This is a genomic window from Acidimicrobiales bacterium, from assembly GCA_040219085.1.
GTDB lineage: Bacteria > Actinomycetota > Acidimicrobiia > Acidimicrobiales > JAVJTC01 > JAVJTC01.
The window spans coordinates 1-17,641 of sequence record JAVJTC010000035.1 but is presented as its reverse complement, the minus strand read 5'-3'; the positions used below and the strand labels follow the sequence as shown (position 1 = coordinate 17,641).

The following is a 17,641-nucleotide window of genomic DNA, read 5'->3' as shown; positions in this document are numbered from 1 at the left end:
GTCGGGCCGAGGAGTAGACGGGGAGGTCAGGTCTCCGCTTCGTCGGACTCCTCTCCGGTCTTCTCGAGGAGTCCCCCCGCCACCGTCCGCTCGGCCACGAGGCGGCCTGCCACCCAGGTGCGGCGGGCGGTGGGTCCCGACGCCACGGCCTCGCGCAGTGACGCCGCGCCGACCGCCACCAGATCCGCCCTCCGGCCGACGACCGGCCCCGCCGGTGGCAGACCCATCACCGTCCGGGCGTCGTCGGACACCATCGCCCACCCGACCTCGGGTAGACGGTGGCCGGCGCTCACGAGCAGCGATGCCGTCTCGAAGGGGTCGGCCCGGCCCATCGGGTTGAACGGATCCTGGATGTTGTCGGCCCCCGCCGCGACGGCGACCCCGGCGCCGCGCAGCATCCCGATGGCCGTCAGGCCCCGCGGTGGCGCCGTCGTCACCCCGCGGGCCTGGAGGAAGAGGTTGGTCTGGGGCAGCGTGATCACGCCGATGCCGGCCTCGGCCACGGCGCGGGCCACACGCTGTTGATCCCAGGGGGACTGCATCCCGAGGCTGACGCAGTGGCTCGCCGTCACCCGGTTGTCGAAGCCGCGTTCCATCACCCGCCGAGCCAGATGCTCGAGGCTCAACATGTCGAAGTCGAGTGTCTCGTCGATGTGGAAGTCGACGTCCAGGCCGGTGCCCTGGGCGAGGTCGAGGAGCCAGTCGATGGCGCCGTGGGGATCGGGGTCGATCGCAGGGGCGCCTCCGACCAGGTCGATCAGACCCCGTTCGACGGCTGTCAGGAGATCGGCCCGGTTGACTGCCCCGTCGTCACCGGTCACCGGACAGGTGGGGAGTCCGACGACCTGCATCGTCACGAGGTGCCCCATCCGCTCCCGGGTCTCGGCCAGAGCCTCGGCGGCCCGAACGCCGATTCCCTCGCCCAGGTCCACATGGGTGCGCACCGCCGTCACCCCGTTCGCGACGAGCATCTCGACAGCGCGGGTCGCCCGATCCGCCATGTCGGCGACGGTTGCGTCGACCCGGTAGCGCATCCAGGCGTCGATCGCTCCGGTGAGATCGCCGGCCACGTTGACGACGCGGTCCGCCGAGAGCGCCTTGTCGAGGTGGGTGTGGGGGTCGGCGGCCGCCCCGAGGAGCAACATTCCACTGAGGTCCTGCACGGTCACGGGGTCGGCCGTGTCCCCGCCGGGGGCGGCATCGGTGTCCGTTCCCGCACCCGGTTCGGTGACGGCGGTCACGATCCCGTCGCCGATGTGGACGTCGACCCGGCGCAGCGCCGGCGCGGCCGGTGGCGGATCGCCGTCCCGGTCGACCAGGTCAGCGTCCGCTGGAGGGTCGACGACTGTCGCACCGGTGAGGACGAGACGGTGGGTCATCGGTCGATGCTACAGAGCGGCCCGCGAGGGCTCGTCGAGGTCCCATGGGGTGGCTCGGTCTCGACACTACGGTCCGGACCGGCCGACAATGACGCGATGGCCCCCCGCCGAGTGCTCCTCGTCGATGCGTCCGGCGTCGCGCCCAGCGGCGACCGGGCCGCCCTCGACCGTGAGATCGCCGACATGGCCCATGCCGCCCTCGTCGGCGCCGGCCACCGGGTGGACAGACTCGTGCTGGCCGACGAGGCGTTCCAACCGGCGATGAGTCGGGCCGAGCGTGAGGCCTACCACTCCGACACGCCGATCATCAGCGACGACGTCGCCCGGTACGCGGACCTGATCCGTTCGGTCGACGAGATCGTGTTCGTCTACCGCTCCGTCTGGTTCGCGCCGCCCGCCGCCCTGAAGGGACTGCTCGACAGGACGCTGGTTCCCGGCGTCGGCTTCCGTTTCTCCGAACGCAGCGGCAAGGTGCGCCCCGGGCTGACCAACATCCGGCGGATCACCGCGATCACCACCCACGGCCGCTCGCGGCGCGAGGTGCGGGCGGCCGGCGACGGTGGACGGCTGTATCTCTTGCGGGCGTTGCGGACCATCGTGCACCCGTTGGCCCGTCGCCGGTTCGTGGCCGCCTACTCGATCGGTACGCAGGACCGTTCCCGCCAACTCCTGCGCCGCGTGGAACGCGCGTTGGGAGGTGCCCGGTGAAGGAGACACCAACCGCGCTGCACGCCCTCGTCGTGCACTCACACCCGGTTCCCGGGAGCCTCACCCAGGCGGCACGGGCCCGCGCAGTTGCGGGCCTGGCGTCGGCCGGGGTGCGGACGACCGAGGTCGACGCGTACGAACCGGTCGACGTCGACGGGTGTCGTGCGCTCTTGGCCGGGACCCGCGTACTCGTCCTGGTCTATCCAACGTGGTGGGGCGGCCAGCCGGCTGCGCTGAAGAGTTGGATCGACACCGTCCTGCCCGACGACCGCCGTGAGGCCAGGGCTCTGTTGGGTTCGCTGCGGCGCTTCGTCGCCGTCACAGGGCATGGCTCCGGCAAGTTCATGAACGTCCTCGAGGGTGAGCCCGGTCGCAAGCTGGTGATGCGAGGACTGCGCCTCGCCGCACCGTGGCGGTGCCGGAGCACGTGGATCTCCCTCTATGACGCCGACGGGTGTGACGAGGCCGACTTCACGGCGTGGCTCGAACAGGTCGAGACCCGCTGCGCACGGCTGATCCGGTGAGTGGGATCGGGGCGACGTCCACGGACTCACTCACCACCGCTCTCGGGCTCGGCCCGACCGGCGTCACCTCCGTCGTCGGCGGTGGCGGCAAGACCACGACGATCTTCCGCCTGGGCACCGAGCTGTGCGCTGCTGCGCGCACGGTCGTCGTGACGACGACGACCAAGTTCGGCACCGACCAGCTGCGCGGACCGATCGTCGAGCTGTCGACCCCCGGCGACCTCCGCGCCACGATCGTCTCGGTCAGCGGCGAGGGGTATCCGGTGATCGTCGTGGAACGACGCGAGGGGACCAAGGCGTTCGGTATCCCGGCCGACCTCGTCGACGACCTGCCGGTCCACCACGTCCTCGTCGAAGCCGACGGTGCCCGGCGCCGCTCGCTCAAGGCGCCCGCTCACTACGAGCCCGTCATATCGCCGGGCACCGACCTCGTGGTCGCAGTCATGGGTCTCACGGCCCTCGGGGGTGTCATCTCCGAGGTCTGCCACCGGCCCGAGCGTGTCGCCGGGGTCACCGGGGCCTCCGTGTCCGACACGGTCGACGCACAGACCTACGTCACGCTCGCCACGAGCTCCGACGGCGCGGGCAGGGGAGTCCCGTCCGGTGCGCGGCTCGCCGTGATCCTGTCCCAGGTGGCCGAGGATCGGCGAGACACGGCCGGCGAGATCGCCGCCGGTGTACTCGGCGGCGGAGGATCAGGCCCGCCCGTCGAGCGGGTGGTGCTGGTTCCCCACTACCGACCTGGCGACGACCTCGAGCCACCGGTCGAGTATCTGACGGCGTGAGCGGATCCTGATTCCTCCGGCGACGCCCGGGTCCTCAGATCCGGTAGAACGCCTCGGCGTTGGTGCACAACATGCGGCGCGTGTCCTCGGGTGACGTGTCGGCCTCGGCGAGTATCCGCCGGTAGGCGTCCACGGTCATGAGGTACGACCCGTAGACGGCGTCCACCGGCCAGTTCGTCCCGAAGATGCACCGCTGGGGACCGAACAGTTCGATCATCGCGAGGACCCAGGGTCGGATCGAATCCACGGTCCAGTGGTGCTGTTGCATGCCGAGACCGCCGATCTTGCAGTGCACGTTCGGTAGTTCGGCCAGTGCGCCCAACTCGGTGCGCCACAGCTCGAACTCCTCCGGCGTGTCGGCCATCGGCATGCCGCTGGCTCCGACGATGAAGTCGAGTTCGGGTACGGCGACGGCCGACGCGTGGGCATCCATGAGTCGTCCCGGCCAGGCCCGCGTCTCGAAGTGCAGGTCCCGCTCGGCGCACGCCCGGAGGTTGTCGAGGAACCGGGCGTCGCCGCCCCCTTCGGGGTGTTCTCTGATGCGGACCCCGCGCACCAGCGGGGACGCCGCCAGGTGGGCGTCGAGTTGCGCTGAAGCGTCTCGGTCCATGTCGCACAGCACGACGTAGGCGTGGGGGAAACCGTGCTCGGCGGTGACCCGGGCGAGATAGCGCGTCTCGTCCACGGGGTCCGGTCCGCTCCAGGCCGCCTCGACGTGCACGCTCTTGACGACGTTGGAGCCGTAGAACTCGCGCAGCAACCGCTCCATCGGCCAGTCGGCCCGGACGAGTTTGTAGTCGCCCAGATAGTCCGTGTAGATCGCCCCGTCCTCGGTCAACCACTCGTAGGGGTTGCGGGACGGTTCGGTGATGTGGTGGTACGCGTCCACGAACGGGATGCTGCGGTCGATGTCGGGTTCCATCGGGTTTTCCTCCTGGCTCAGCGGCCGTAGTCGAAGCGGATGATCTCGGCCATCTGGCGACAGAGCAGATCCACCATCGCCGCGAAGATCCGTGCGCCATCCTCGGCGGTCGCCGTCGTCGGGTCGCCGATGTGGCCGTCGGGGCCGAAGTCGTCGGACAGCCAACCGAAGCTCACCGGTCCGCCGAAGCGGACGAACTCGTTGTCGGCGAGCGTCTCGGGGATGCGCCGGGTGGCACGGCTCATGTCCACGAGGTCGGGTCGCAGGTGCAGCATCACCGAGGTCTCCTCATGGCCGCCGTGGATGCCCATGGCAAGCTCGGCCTCCGGCGACGAGCCGCCCTGGTCGGGTGGGACGAACGGGTGCACGAGGAAGGTCTTCAGTCCGTGGGCGAGCCGCAGGTCCCGGCACGCCACGTTCAACAGCGAGGAGTTCCCTCCGTGGCCGTTGAGGAGCACGAGTCGCTGTGCGCTGGTGGCCGCCACGCTGCGCCCCAGATCGTTCAGCACGGCGAGCATCGTCCCGGCGGAGAGCCACAACGTCCCCGGCGACCACGCGTGTTCGTTGGACTTCGAGACCGCCAGGGTCGGCAGGAGCCACAGGTCGAGTTCCTCGCCGACACGGGCGACGGCGGCGGAGGCGGCTTCGTGCGCGATCACGTGGTCCACCGACAGCGGCAGGTGCGGGCCGTGCTGCTCGACGGCGCCGATGGGGAGCACGAGCGTCGAGCCGACGGTGACGGCGTCGGCGACCGCCCGCGCGGTCAGGTCCTCGAGGCGTCGGGTCTGACGGGGTCCGTTCACGACGGCGACCGTAGTCTTGGCAGTGCCATGTCGCCGTCGATCAGACCGTCCGGAGGTCCCGACGCCGTCGTCATCGGCGGTGGACACAACGGACTGGTCTGTGCCGCCTATCTCGCCCGGGCCGGCCTGAGGCCACTCGTCCTCGAGGCCCGCCGGGCCGTCGGCGGCTGCGCCTCGACCGTCGACGCCGTGGGCGCGCGGGTCAACATCTGCAACTGCGACCACATCTTCTTCCGGACCACCTCGATCGCCGAGGACCTGAATCTGGCGGGCCACGGCCTGACCTACCTCGACGTCGACCCGAACATGGTGAACCTGTTCTGGGACGGTTCGACCCCGTGGGCGGTGCGTCGCTCGGTGACCGAGACACTCGACGTCCTGTCGGCGACCCACCCGGGTGAAGTGAACGGGTACAAGCGCTACGTGGCGGACACGGCACCGGTGGCCGCGCTGCTGGTGGAGGTCGCCACCCGGCTACCGACGCCGGCGAACGCGCTGCGCTCGGTGGCCGGTCGCAGATTCCGGGGTGCCGTGCGCATGGCGAGGTTCGCCCGGATGTCAGCCCTCGACGTCGCCCGCTCGTACTTCAGCACCGACGCCCTCGTCGGCCCGCTGATGGCCATGGGGCCGGCCGTGTGGGGGGTCTCGCCGGCCGATCCGGGGACGGGCCTCGGAGCGCTCGGGTACGCGTTCCGCCACGCGATCGGCGTGGGTCGACCGACCGGCGGAAGTGGTGCCCTCACCGATGCACTTCAACGGTCACTCGAAGCGGCCGGCGGCTCTGTGCGCTGCGGTGCGCGGGTCTCGCGGATCGTGACGTCGGGCGATCGTGTCGTCGGCGTCGAACTCGGCACCGGGGAGGTGATCGAGACGGGGATCGTCGTGGGGGCCTGCGATCCCCGGGCGGTCCTCGTGGACTTCCTACGTGACCCTCCCGCCGGCGTCGTGGCGCTGCGAGACCGGTGGGCGGCGAGGCCCGTGCCGGGCGGCTACGAGTCCAAGATCGACGCCGTCATCGAAGAGCTGCCCCGCTACCGCGACCTCGGTCCGGTCACCGACACCGTGTCGGATCCCGATGACCTGCTGCGCCCGAGCTCCTACATCTGTCCCCCGGTCGAGGAGATCTGCGCCGCTCCCGGCATCGTCGCCACCGGCCACGTGCCGGAGTCGCCGGTCATGTTCGTCAACTTGCCCTCCGTGGTCGACGCGTCGATGCGTCCCGAAGGTGGCCACGTATTCTCCCTGGAGGCCCTCGGCACGCCGTATTCGCTGGCGGGTGGGTGGGACCCCGAAGGCGAGCCGCGTCGCTGGCTGGATCGTTACGGCTCCCTGGTCGAGGGCGACTTCGCCGCGACCATCCGGGACTGGAGGGTTGTCACCCCGGTGGACTACGAGCGTGACTTCGCGATGTCACGGGGCTACGCGCCGTCCTTCTCGGGTTCGCCCCTGTCGGCGCTGGCGGGCCGCGACCGCGAACTGACCCGCTATGAGACGCCGGTCGAGGGCCTCTACCTCACGGGGGCCGGCACCTTCCCCGGAGCCGGTATCTGGGGCGCGTCGGGCCGCAACGCCGCGTCGGTGATCCTGCAACGGCACCGGTAGCGTGAATCATCGGCTCCGCCCGGATCGGGCGGGACCGATGACGACCGCCCGGTTGTGATGCCGGGCAGGAGGGGATCAATGGGTCTCGAAGGCCTACGGCTCGGGCTCACCTACGACGACGTTCTTCTGGTTCCGCGCCGCTCGACCATCCGGTCACGCGGCACGGTCGACCTGACGACCCGTCTGAGCCGCAACATCGAACTCGCGCTGCCCGTGGTGGCCGCGAACATGGACACCGTCACCGAACACGAGATGGCCACGGCGTTGGCCGGTCTCGGCGCGGTCGGGATCATCCACCGCTTCCTACCGTCGCACGCCCACGCGGCGGAGATCGAGCGGGTGAAGGCCGCTGATCCGAGCTACCTGGTGGGCGCGGCCGTCGGCACCGACCACGACATGTTGGATCGGGCCAAGGCCTGCGTGGCCGCCGGTGCGGACGTCCTCGTCCTCGACATCGCCCACGGCCACGCTGACCACGCCATCGACGGCGTCAAGCTCCTCAAGGACACGTTCGCCGATGTCGACGTGATCGCCGGGAACGTGGCCACGGCAGCCGGGGCCGTGGATCTCGCGGCGGCGGGTGCTGATGCGATCAAGGTCGGCGTCGGGCCCGGCGGTGTGTGCACGACCCGCCTCGTTGCGGGCGTCGGCGTGCCCCAGTTGACCGCGCTCAGCGACGTGGTCGCTGCCGACGTGGGTGTTCCGATCATCGCCGACGGCGGCATCAAGACGTCCGGTGACATCGCGAAGGCCCTGGCCGTCGGCGCCGACACGGTCATGATCGGTTCGCTGTTCGCCGGGACCAAGGAGAGCCCCGGTGAGGTCGAGTCCACGTCACGGGGGCTCGTGAAGCGGATTCGGGGGATGGCCTCGCGTGAGGCCGTCGAGCACCGAGCCCGGCGCGCCGGCGAGGAACTCGACGACGAGTACTTCGAGCACCGCGCCCCCGAGGGTGTCGAGGGGACCGTCCCCTACAAGGGCCAGGTGTCTCAGGTGGTCGGCCAGTTGATGGCCGGGGTGAAGAGCTCGATGAGCTATCTCGACGCCACCGACCTGGCGACCTTCCGCGCGAACGCGGCGTTCATCCAGGTGACCGGCGCGGGTATCCGTGAGAACTCACCCCACGCAACCCAGACCGGCTGAGGCCGGCCTGGTCGGCGGGGACGCCTGTCAGGCGGCGGGCGGTGTGAGGGCGCCGACACCGAAGCCGGCGCTGAAGCGGACGCACCAGATGACGACGGTTCCGTAGCGCTCGAGGTCCACGTCGGGCGGGATCTCGTAGTTCTGCGAGCCGATGTTGCCCTTGAGGTCGCCGAGGTCGATGAAGTCGTCGTCGAGGGCGTCGGCGGGGCCGTCGGCCGGAGCGGCGCTCAGGTAGACGTTCAGGTCCGGTCCGTTGTCCGCGTTCAGGTCCGGGAACCGCAGGAAGCGCTGTTCGCTGCCGTCGTTGAGAACGACGATCTCGCCTTCGACCGAGTAGCGGCCGAGGCCGGTGAAGCTGCCCTCGAAGATGGTCACGATCTCGGGTTCGGCCGGCTCCTCCATAGCGGGTGGGTCCGGATCAGCGGGCTCCTCGCTGGCCGGCGGGGCGGCGTCGGCGGGTTCCTCGTCGCCAGGTGCTTCCTCCGCGGGCGTGTCGGGTTCTGCGGGTTCCTCGTCGGAGGGCGTGTCTGGCGCCGCGGGTGCCTCGTCGGTGACCGGTGGCGCCGTGTCAGGGGCATCGTCGTCGACGGTGTCGGCGTCGGCCACCGCGCCGCTGGCGAACACGGGCCCGTCCTCGTCCACCTTGTTGTCGATGAAGAGGGTGTGGACGCCGAAGTAGCCGAACGCGAGCCAGGCGAGGCCGGCGATCACCACGGCGGTTCCGGGCACGATCCAGCGCCATTGTCGGCGCAGGAAACCGCCGAAGCGGGAGATGATTCCGGGGCGTCGGGAGTCGTTGTCGGCGCCGGAAGGGTCGAGAGTCGGGGGTGGGGTCGTCGAGGTCACGGTGTCTCAACGGCGGTGCGGCCAGCTGAGTTCCCGAGGTCGGGTCGGAACTTCCGGGCCCGCTCGGTCATCCTTCGTACGCGGCCCGGGCCACGTCGAGCACGGCGTCGGGGTCGGCCAGGAAGGTCGTGCGGGCGGAGTCTGCGATGAACGCGTAAGCGCGGCCGTCGTGGGTCGTGGTGATGTCGGGGTCGCCGTCCACTTCGAATCCCTTCGACAGCGAGACGGGGCACAGCCCGCCGAACTCGTAGGGCTGGGCGTCTTCGTCTTCTTGCCTCGCGGTGTATCCCACGGCGTGTCTCCGATCAGGGGTGTAGCGGCGCCCGCTCGTCGGCCCAGCGGATCTCGGCTTCGAGTTGGGCAGCCACACGGAACAACACATCCTCGCGCCCGTAGGCGGCGATGATCTGCGCACCGACGGGGAGCCCCGCAGCCGTGCGGCGGCCGGGGACCGACATCGCCGGTTGTCCCGTCACGTTGAACGGCGCGGTGATGGCCCCGTAGGGGATCGAGCCGATCGCTCCACGCAGCGGATTGTCGTCGGTTCCGGTCAGTTCGCCGATCTGCGGCGGTGGGCGCAGCGTGGTCGGGCACACGAGGAGGTCGAAGCCGTCGGCCCACCACTGCGCCGTCTCCCGACGGAAGCGGTGCATCGCGTCCTGGGCGGCGAGGACCTGATCGCCGGTCACTGACGGAGCACTCTGCGCAGCGATCCAGGTGGGCGCCTCGACGTCGTCTTCGGTCACCTCACGGCCCAGGAGTGTGCTGACGAGGCGGAGGTTGGCCGCGGTGCTGACGCCCCACAGCGTCATGAACGCGTCCGCCGATGAGTCGTCTGCGAGGGCAGGCGGGTGGCTTTCCGTGACGTCGTGGCCGAGGGCTTCGAGTGTTGCTGCGACGGCGCGAGCCGCTGCCGCGCACGGCGCCTCGGTCTCGATGGAGCGCGGGAGCTCCGCCATCAGTCCGACGCGGAGCCTGCCCGGGTCGGCACCGACCTCCTCGGCGAATGGCGTGGTCGGGGCCGGCGCGATGACGCCGTCGCCGGGGAATGGCCCGGCGGTGGCGTCGAGGATCGCGGCCGAGTCGCGCACCGTGTGCGTGAGGGCGTGTTGAACCGACAGTCCCATCTCGTCGAGCAGCGGTCCCATCGAGACGCGGCCACGGGAGGGCTTGAGCCCGAAGAGGCCGCACATCGCCGAGGGGATCCGGATGGAGCCGCCGCCGTCGCTCGCGTTGGCCGCGGGAACCATCCCGGCCGCGACCGCTGCGGCCGCACCGCCCGACGACCCGCCCGGGCTGTAGTCGGTGTTCCACGGGTTGCGGGTCGGGCCGTAAGCCAGCGGCTCGGTGGTCGCCAGCAGACCGAGTTCGGGTGTGTTCGTCCGGCCGCAGATGACGAACCCCGCCTCGCGGTAGCGACGGACGATGTTCGAGTCCTCGGGGTGGACGTAGTTCGCTTCGGCGAGCCCGCGGACCCCCATGTGGAACGGGTCCCCGGCGGAGGTGGGCCACAGGTCCTTGAGGAGGAACGGCACGCCCCGGAACGGCCCGTCGGGGAGATCGGGCGACGCGGCCTCGTCGAGGGCGCGTTCGAAGCGTCGGTGGATCACGGCGTTCACATGCGCGTCGAGCGCCTCGATCCGGGCGATGGCGGCTTCGACCAGTTCGACCGGGCTGGCCTCGCCCGAGCGGACCATCTGTGCGAGGGAGACGGCGTCGTGGCGGCCGAGGATGTCGTCGCCTCGTGCATCACTCACGAAATCGAGACTACTCGCGGGTGTCCTGAAGCTTCCGCCCCCGTACGGGCGGCCTGGGTGTCCGGAATCCCGGATACCCAGGCCGGTCTGGCGAATATTGTGGCGGAGATGCCTATGGCGGAAGTCGTCCCACCCGAGGAGTTCGATTGGCTCGCGGTCGGGCTCGCTCCGGCAGGGTCCGATCGGCGGCACTTCGTCCGTGAACTCGTGCCCGTCAGCTATTCGCGGTTCGTGAGGATCCTCCCCCCATGGCTGCCGGGAGAGGATGCCGGCCCCGCTACTCCACGCACGTGGCGAGAACTAACGGATGAGGCCGGGCTTGACTTCTACCCAGAGGTCATCGCGGGTGAGTTCAAGTCGGCGTGGAGGCCCGGCGGCGACGGCGTAGATCTCTTCTGTCGAGAGGACCGGGAAACACGCGCTCCGGTGGTCGAGCTTCTGCGTCGAGCGGCTCCGGGGCCTTACTTTTTCTCATGGGACCTCGGTGCGGTGATCCAGATGAACGTGGATCCACCCGTCGTGGTCCGGTCCAAAGCAATGGACGTCGATGGGGCGACTAGGACCGCAAGCCAGCTGTGTAGGCCTGAGCGGCCATGTCCGAACTTGCAAGAGCCCGAGCACTGGTGGCCGGTCGGCCGCGAGTGGGTCGTCAGCAGGGAGTACGACCTCGAGCAGCTGTACATCGCCTGCGGAGATGATCTGGCCGATCTCCTCCTCGCCGATCAGCGGGTGGAGGCTGTCGAGGTCCGTCCGGACTCACGGGTCGACTGGATCGTGGACGAGGGTCGCCGTCGTTCGGGACCTGGGTGATCAGCTGGTCGGGGTCGGTTCGGCCGCAGGGCGAGCGCCTCCATCATGTCCTTCGTCCTTCAGGTGGGCGCCTGCCGTCCCCGACGGGAGCTGGCAGCTTCGAGGAGTAGCGCTGTTGTGCAGCCTGCTTGCTGACGCCAAGCATCACGCCGATCTCGGACCATGAGCGGCCGGCTTCCCTTGCGGCCCCCACAGCAGCAACGAGTGCCGAATCGATGGCGTCCCGCTGGTCCACGAGCGCAGCGATCGTCTGAAGGGCGTCGGTGTCGGCAACGATGAGATCTCCCGGCTTGACTGTCGCTGCCCACTTCTCCAGGTTCCGCGCCTGATCGGAGCGTGTCGTGCTCATGGGGTCCACCAACCCTCCAGAAACTTCCGCCGGGCCGGCATTGCGTGGATCAACGCCGCTCCGTCGGCATCCGACACGAGGCCGATCTCGAGTGGCTCTCCGGTCATGGCCGGTCCGATGTACATCGTCACGTCGCTGTCCTCAGTCTCGAAGGCACGCCAGTGGTGTCGCATCGCGTGGAGCATGTCGTCATCGGCCACGCTGTGCTTGCGCGCGCTCGGCTCGATGTCCATGGAAGCGGATCGTATGGAAGCACAGTGACGTCAATGTTTCTTGACGCTATCAGGCGCCACCCAGAGTGCCCTGGCGGGCGATTGTCAGCTGGACGGGGCGAAGGTGTCGATCATGAGGCGGACGTCGGGGCCGAGCGGGTACAGGATCGGGCACGTGCAGCCGTTGTCCATGTAGTGCTGGACCTTCTCGCGGCACTCGTCGGGCGAGCCGGCTGCGCAGATCATCTGGACGACGTCGTCGGGCACGAGCTTCGACGCGGCGACCACTTCGTCGTGGCTGGCGGGCCACGTCAGTACCTGACCGATCTCGTCGAGCAGCGCCTGGGGCACACCGGATGCCGCCATGATGTGGGGCTGCTGGCCGAGGTACTGGGTGACGAGCAGGCGGGCGGCGTCGAGCGCGGCGTCACGGTCCTCGTCGAGTGAACAGACCACCAGCTGGGGCCGGTCGAGGTCGTCGACCGAACGGCCGGCCTTCGCCGCACCCCGTTCGAGCGCGTCCATCGCCTTGCGGTTGTAGGACGGCGAGACGAGGTAGTTGAGGACGACGCCGTCACCGATCTCGCCGGTGAGCTCCATCATCTTCATGCCGGTCGCCCCGATGTAGATGGGCACGTCCTTGGGGCGGCGCTCCTGGTGGACGTAGTCCAGTTCGACCCCGTCGAGGTGCACGAACTCGCCGTCGTAGGTGACGTGCTCGTCGCCCAGCAGCGCCCGCACGGCTTCGACGATCTCGCGCATCGCCTTCAGCGGCTTGCGTCGGTCCACTCCCACCTTCGTGGCGAGGGGCTCCCACCACGCGCCGATCCCGAGGATGACCCGGCCGGGGGCGAGGTCGTCGAGGGTCGAGAACGTGGACGCGAGCCGGGCCGGGTTGCGCGTCCAGCAGTCGACGACGCCGGAGCCGATCTTGATCGTCTCGGTCGTGGCGGCGAATGCGGCCATGGGGACGACGGCCTCACGCACGAGGCGCGAGTCGGCCTGCCAGACGGCCTCGAAGCCCTTCTCCTCCGCGTATGCGGCGTACTCCATGGCGTCACGGATCGGGTGGGCGTCCTGCAGGTACAGAGCAACTCGCTTCACGGCATCTCCTCGAGTCGGGTGAACAGTCTCGCGGCCTGCTCGGTGGCGTGGGCGCGGATCTCGCCGGCGTCGACGCGTGTCGGTCGACCGTCGGCCCAGACGACCTCGTCGTCCACGGTGACTTCTGTGGGCGAGACGCCGGGGCTGAACGCGAGTCGCCACGGGTCCATCGGTTCGTAGGTCCAACGGACGCGGTCGGCGCGGGCGGCTGGCATGAGGTCCCAGCCGGTCGACAGCCACTCCCACGGCGCGTCCGGCGACGCGGTCACATCCACTTCGCGTAGCTTCACGTAGGCGAGGCGGAACTCCTCCAACATGTCGGCGCCGATCCCGTCGGTGCCGAGCGCGACGGGGTTGGTGAACCGCGTGGGGCGCGCGTAGCCGACCGAGTTGTTCATGTTGGAACGCGGGTTGTGCACGATGGTGCCCGCGATGCCGTGGTCGTCGGGGAGGCCGACGCCGTGGATGATCAGCCAGTCGTCGGTGGCGAGCCCGGCGAGTCGTTCGACGGCACCGGCGTCGTCGGGACCTTCGGCGACGTGGATGTGTACGCCGACGCCCAGTTCGGCGGCCAGGCCGGCCGCGGCCTCCAGGGTCTCGTCGGTGCAGGTGAACGCGGCGTGGACGCCCACGTAGCCGTGACCGCCGGCCCGCAGAAACCGCTCGTTCTCGGCGAGGCCGGCCTTCGCCCCGTCCGGTCCGTGCCGGTCGGTGACGCCGTACGCGCACGACACCCGCACGCCGACTTCTGCGCACGCGTCGGCGATGACGTCGAGGGATCCCTCGATCGCATTCGGCGACTCGTTGTGGTCGATGATCGCCGTGCACCCACGCTCCAGAGCCTCGAGCGCGCCGAGGCGGGCCGACGCCGCGAGGATGTCGAGGTCCAGGGCCCGGTCCAGGCGCCACCAGACGAGTTCGAGGATCTCGCCGAAACCCGCGGGTGTGCGCGGCGGGGCCGGCATACCCCGGGCGAGCGCCGAGTAGAGGTGGTGATGGGAGCAGACCAGGCCCGGGGTGGTGTCCGGGGGCAGGGCGCTCAGGTCCACGCCGAGGCCCGCTCGCGGTTGGCGTCGTTGGCCATGGGTAACTCGGTGCGCCACTGCCCGTCGTGGGCGGCGAGCGCCGCGGCCACTGCGCCCGCGGTGGGGACGAGGCCGATCTCGCCGACGCCCTTGATCCCGTAGGGCGAGTCCGGCTGGGCGGATTCCACGAGGATCACCTCGACCGGTGGCATGTCCTTGGGTCGGATGATGGCGAGCGCACGCAGGGTGTCGTTGGCAGGGCGCCCGGATTCGTCCACGGGGAAGCCCTCGGAGAGTGCGTAGCCCAGACCCATGTGGACCGATCCTTCGATCTGACCCTCGCACAGCAACGGGTTGACGGCCCGGCCGACGTCATGCGCGGCGACGACCTTCTCGATCTCACCGGTGTCGGGGTCCACGATGACGAGTTGCGCGGCGTAGCCGAACGTCGAGTGGATGATCGGGTTCTCGACGTCGTCGGACAACGAGTTGGTCCAGTCGACGCGGTACTCGCCCTCGTAGTCCACACCGATCTCACGACCACCCTCGATGGCGGCCTTGCATGCGGCGGCCACCGAACCTGCGCCCATGAGCGTGCCGCGGCTGCCGGTGGTCTGGCCGGCGCCGAGCTCACGGGTGGTGTCGACGACGACGCGGACCTTCTCGGCCGCGACGCCCAGTTCCTCCACGGCCACCTGCAGGGCCACGGTGTGCACGCCCTGGCCCATCTCGGTCCAGCAGTGACGGACCTCCACGGTGCCGTCGGCCTCGAAGCGCACGACCGCCTTGGCGATCTCCTTGAAGCCGTTGCCGAGCCCGGAGTTCTTGAGGCCGAGTCCGAGGCCGACGGGCTTGCCGGCGGCACGGGCCTCGTCATAGGCGGGCTTGATCGCATCCAGACAGGCCTGGGCGCCGAGGCACCCGTCGTCCATGATCTGGCCCGGCCCCCACACGACGCCGGGGCTGACGACGTTGCGGTTGCGCATCTCCCAGCCGGTGATGCCGACGGCCGCGGCGAGGCGGTCCATGACCCCTTCCATCGCGAACTGGGCCTGGTTGGCGCCGAAGCCGCGGAACGCGCCACCCACCGGGTTGTTGGTGCGGGCGGCGATCGCCTCGACGTCGATGTTCGCGACGACGTAGGGGCCCGAGACGTGCCCGGCCGCCCGTTCGAGGACCTTCATGCCGACCGACGCGTACGGGCCGGAGTCACCGATCATCCGTGCCCGCAGAGCGGTGAGCTTCCCGTCGGCGTCGCAGCCGGCGGACATCTCGATGCGGATCGGGTGGCGCTTGGTGTGGATGAGGAACGACTCTTCGCGGCTCAGCGTGCAGCGCACCGGCAGTTCGGTCAGGTACGCGGCCAGGGCCGTCTGCGCCTGGTTCGACATGTCCTCCTTGCCGCCGAAGGCCCCGCCGTTGGAGACGAGTTCCACGGTGATCTTCGAGGTGTCGATCCCGAGTACCGAGGCGATCTGGTTCCGGTCGTCCCACACGCCCTGGCCGCCCGAATAGACGTACAGACCGCCGCCGTCGGTGGGGACGGCCAGCGTGGACTCCGGTTCGAGGAAGGCGTGGTCGATGCGTTGGGTCTGGAAGGTCTCGGTGACCGTGTGGGTCGAGGACGCGAGCGCGGCGTCGAAGTCGCCACGGGCGTAGACGGAGCGGGACAACACGTTGCCGTCGAGTCCCCAGACGGCGTCCTCGGTGTCGTCGATGGCCCGCACCGGGTCGGTGATCGGGCGAAGGACGTCGTAGGTGACGTCGACGAGTTGCGCGGCGCGTCGTGCGGTCGGCCGGTCCTTCGCCACCACCACCGCGAGGACGTCGCCGAGATAGGAGGTGCGTCCGCCGACGGGGATCATCACCGGCCAGTCCGTGTGGATGAGGCCGACCCGCAACTCGCCCGGGATGTCGGCCGCAGTCAGGACGCGGACGACCCCGTCGACGGCTTCCGCTGCTGAGGTGTCGATGGCGACGACGTCGGCCCGGGCGTGCTCGGCGAGGGTGAGCGCTGCGTGCAGGCACCCGTCGGGGGTCATGTCGTCGATGTAGGGACGGAAACCCAGGGCGAGGTCACAGCCCTCGTAACGCATCCCCCGCGTGCCGATGCCGCCGGGGAGCTCCGGGCGGGCGAGGCCTGTGGGCCGGGCGAGTTCCTCCACGGCGTCGAGGATCTTCACGTAGCCGGTGCAGCGGCACAGGTGTCCGCCCAGGTGGCGGGACGCTTCCTCGCGGGTGAGCTCGTCGCCCTTCTTGTCGATCAGAGCCTTGGTGCGGATGACGATGCCCGGGGTGCAGAACCCGCACTGCAGAGCGCCGGTGGCGGCGAAGACCTCGGCGTAGCGCTCGCGTTCGAGAGGGTCCATCCCTTCGATCGTGGTGATGTTGGAGCCCTCGGTCTTGTCCAGGGAGGTCTGGCACGCGACGCGGGCCTTGCCGTCCACGAGCACGGCGCAGCATCCGCACTGGCCCGACGGCGAGCATCCGTCCTTGGGGGAGATGATGCGCAGTTCGTCCCGCAGCGCCGCGAGGAGGTGTTCGTGGCCGTCGGCGACAGTGACCGACCGCCCGTTCAAGGTGAAGGTGGTCATGGGAGGAGCATAAGCGAACCCCTGCCCACCCTCGGCGGCGAGACACGATGGATCATGTGAACAACGTCTCACGGGTCGCTGACGAGCCGCCGGGAATCGAGCTGCGTCGACGACTCGCCTCGGGTCGTCTCTGTCGTGGCTTCCCCGGCGTTCTCGTCGCTCGAAGTGGAGCTAATGGCACTCAGTTCAGGTGAGGCTGAGCGCCTGTTCATGGAGGACGTCCGGAGCAAGGTCAGCGCCGTTCGGCCACACGATGGTGCCGAGCTCGCGGTCGACGGAGACCTTTGCGAAGTACTCGACGTCCCGCAGTGGCTCGAACATGGGGCCTCGCGGCGCCGTGAACCGGTCAGAGAGATCGACGTCGGCGGTTAGGCCGTCGGCGAATGTCAGCCGAAGGCGATATCCGCCGAGGTGTTCGACGGCAGTGATCTCATAGGGAGTCATGGCAGTGGGTCAATGCTAACCAGCGGTTCGTCGCGCTCGGCGCGCTCCCAGTCGGCCACGAGTTCGGCCCGGTGCAATGCTGTCGACTCCCTTACGAGGTTGAGGGCGCGGCGCGGTAGCTCGCCGTGCAGCACTTCGCTGGTCACGATCTCAATCTGAGCCTCATGCGCTCCGTACTTCGCGTGGAAGTGTGGAGGCGGGTGATCGTCGAAGTACATCGCGATCACGATCCCGTAGAACGCTGATATTCGGGGCACGGTTCGAACGTACTCACGGGGTCCGACACCGACGGGAGAGCTCCTCCGGAGCGCCCGCGGTCGGGTCGAGCGACCCGAAACCTGAACAGCGCTGCTACCAGCCGGAACGTTGCCTTAAGCGCAACGCCGTGGACCGTGAGGGACGGCTTTCACACCCCGGTTCGAATCTGGACTATCTGTTGAATCTGCTGGTTCTACTGCGTGACCTGCAGAAACTCACTCTCGCTGGGCCAAAGGGTCGTCGATGTCATAGATCGACCGGACGACTTCTTTGGCGTGCCAGGCCATGCGGACTTCGCCGCGGGGATCGCCCGCGTCCAACAGGCCCACGAGCTTCGAGCGGCCTCGGTCGTCGAGGCGTTCGTCGGCCTTGGTCA

19 protein-coding genes are annotated in these 17,641 nt (G+C 69.5%); 6 read left to right on the top strand and 13 right to left on the bottom strand.

All coding sequences use genetic code 11. The features are described from left to right. Nucleotides 1-26: 26 nt before the first annotated feature. On the bottom strand, nt 27-1,379 hold the full coding sequence (locus RIE08_15440) for a hypothetical protein (protein ID MEQ8719002.1): 1,353 nt from the start codon (nt 1,377-1,379) through the stop codon (nt 27-29). A 96-nt stretch (nt 1,380-1,475) separates the two neighbouring features. Here RIE08_15440 and RIE08_15435 point away from each other — a divergent pair, with 96 nt between their 5' ends. Genes RIE08_15435 through yqeC form a run of 3 tightly spaced genes read left to right on the top strand, consistent with a single transcriptional unit; the run spans nt 1,476 to nt 3,396 of the window. Further along, nucleotides 1,476-2,087 carry an NAD(P)H-dependent oxidoreductase gene (locus RIE08_15435; GenBank protein ID MEQ8719001.1) on the top strand — a complete coding sequence of 204 codons (612 nt, stop codon included), beginning with the start codon at nt 1,476-1,478 and terminating at the stop codon, nt 2,085-2,087. Next, the gene (locus tag RIE08_15430) at nt 2,084-2,611 is read left to right on the top strand and encodes an NAD(P)H-dependent oxidoreductase (GenBank protein ID MEQ8719000.1); all 528 of its coding nucleotides are present in this window, start codon (nt 2,084-2,086) and stop codon (nt 2,609-2,611) included. Before RIE08_15435 ends, RIE08_15430 begins: the two co-directional genes overlap by 4 nt. Further along, nucleotides 2,608-3,396 (top strand): selenium cofactor biosynthesis protein YqeC, encoded by a 789-nt coding sequence (gene yqeC, locus RIE08_15425; protein ID MEQ8718999.1) that lies wholly within the window; start codon nt 2,608-2,610, stop codon nt 3,394-3,396. The genes RIE08_15430 and yqeC overlap by 4 nt, the downstream gene beginning before the upstream one ends. Before the next feature lie 34 nt (nt 3,397-3,430). Here yqeC and RIE08_15420 read toward each other — a convergent pair whose 3' ends face one another. Continuing rightward, entirely contained in the window at nt 3,431-4,318 is an 888-nt protein-coding gene (locus RIE08_15420; GenBank protein MEQ8718998.1) for an amidohydrolase family protein, read from the bottom strand. Between the two features lie 17 nt (nt 4,319-4,335). Then, nucleotides 4,336-5,121: a creatininase family protein gene (locus RIE08_15415; protein ID MEQ8718997.1), complete on the bottom strand. Its 786-nt coding sequence runs from the start codon at nt 5,119-5,121 to the stop codon at nt 4,336-4,338. A 27-nt stretch (nt 5,122-5,148) separates the two neighbouring features. Here RIE08_15415 and RIE08_15410 point away from each other — a divergent pair, with 27 nt between their 5' ends. Both RIE08_15410 and RIE08_15405 read left to right on the top strand, forming a co-directional pair. Then, nucleotides 5,149-6,723: an NAD(P)/FAD-dependent oxidoreductase gene (locus RIE08_15410; GenBank protein ID MEQ8718996.1), complete on the top strand. Its 1,575-nt coding sequence runs from the start codon at nt 5,149-5,151 to the stop codon at nt 6,721-6,723. A gap of 78 nt (nt 6,724-6,801) precedes the next feature. After that, nucleotides 6,802-7,866, top strand: a complete 1,065-nt coding sequence (locus RIE08_15405; GenBank protein ID MEQ8718995.1) for an IMP dehydrogenase — start codon at nt 6,802-6,804, stop codon at nt 7,864-7,866. A 27-nt stretch (nt 7,867-7,893) separates the two neighbouring features. Here RIE08_15405 and RIE08_15400 read toward each other — a convergent pair whose 3' ends face one another. The 3 genes from RIE08_15400 to RIE08_15390 all read right to left on the bottom strand — a co-directional run bounded on the left by RIE08_15400 (nt 7,894) and on the right by RIE08_15390 (nt 10,469). Beyond that, entirely contained in the window at nt 7,894-8,712 is an 819-nt protein-coding gene (locus tag RIE08_15400; GenBank protein MEQ8718994.1) for a DM13 domain-containing protein, read from the bottom strand. A 67-nt stretch (nt 8,713-8,779) separates the two neighbouring features. Then, nucleotides 8,780-9,004: a hypothetical protein gene (locus tag RIE08_15395; GenBank protein ID MEQ8718993.1), complete on the bottom strand. Its 225-nt coding sequence runs from the start codon at nt 9,002-9,004 to the stop codon at nt 8,780-8,782. 13 nt (nt 9,005-9,017) lie between these two features. Next, a complete protein-coding gene (locus tag RIE08_15390) occupies nt 9,018-10,469 on the bottom strand; it encodes an amidase (protein MEQ8718992.1) in 1,452 nt (483 codons plus the stop codon). A 114-nt stretch (nt 10,470-10,583) separates the two neighbouring features. Here RIE08_15390 and RIE08_15385 point away from each other — a divergent pair, with 114 nt between their 5' ends. Continuing rightward, nucleotides 10,584-11,279, top strand: coding sequence for a hypothetical protein (locus RIE08_15385; GenBank protein MEQ8718991.1), 696 nt, complete (start codon nt 10,584-10,586; stop codon nt 11,277-11,279). Between the two features lie 43 nt (nt 11,280-11,322). On the opposite strand, the gene RIE08_15380 is transcribed toward RIE08_15385, so the two are convergent. From RIE08_15380 to RIE08_15350, 7 genes are all read right to left on the bottom strand, one after another. Next, nucleotides 11,323-11,628 (bottom strand): hypothetical protein, encoded by a 306-nt coding sequence (locus RIE08_15380; GenBank protein ID MEQ8718990.1) that lies wholly within the window; start codon nt 11,626-11,628, stop codon nt 11,323-11,325. Further along, a complete protein-coding gene (locus RIE08_15375) occupies nt 11,625-11,861 on the bottom strand; it encodes a hypothetical protein (GenBank protein ID MEQ8718989.1) in 237 nt (78 codons plus the stop codon). Before RIE08_15375 ends, RIE08_15380 begins: the two co-directional genes overlap by 4 nt. Nucleotides 11,862-11,945: 84 nt before the next feature. Then, nucleotides 11,946-12,944, bottom strand: coding sequence for an LLM class flavin-dependent oxidoreductase (locus RIE08_15370; GenBank protein ID MEQ8718988.1), 999 nt, complete (start codon nt 12,942-12,944; stop codon nt 11,946-11,948). After that, on the bottom strand, nt 12,941-13,993 hold the full coding sequence (locus RIE08_15365) for an amidohydrolase family protein (protein ID MEQ8718987.1): 1,053 nt from the start codon (nt 13,991-13,993) through the stop codon (nt 12,941-12,943). The genes RIE08_15370 and RIE08_15365 overlap by 4 nt, the downstream gene beginning before the upstream one ends. Continuing rightward, a complete protein-coding gene (locus tag RIE08_15360) occupies nt 13,984-16,563 on the bottom strand; it encodes a molybdopterin-dependent oxidoreductase (GenBank protein MEQ8718986.1) in 2,580 nt (859 codons plus the stop codon). Before RIE08_15360 ends, RIE08_15365 begins: the two co-directional genes overlap by 10 nt. Nucleotides 16,564-16,749: 186 nt before the next feature. Further along, nucleotides 16,750-17,007 carry a DUF2442 domain-containing protein gene (locus RIE08_15355; GenBank protein ID MEQ8718985.1) on the bottom strand — a complete coding sequence of 86 codons (258 nt, stop codon included), beginning with the start codon at nt 17,005-17,007 and terminating at the stop codon, nt 16,750-16,752. Next, nucleotides 17,004-17,264: a DUF4160 domain-containing protein gene (locus tag RIE08_15350; protein MEQ8718984.1), complete on the bottom strand. Its 261-nt coding sequence runs from the start codon at nt 17,262-17,264 to the stop codon at nt 17,004-17,006. Before RIE08_15350 ends, RIE08_15355 begins: the two co-directional genes overlap by 4 nt. Nucleotides 17,265-17,641 lie beyond the last annotated feature (377 nt).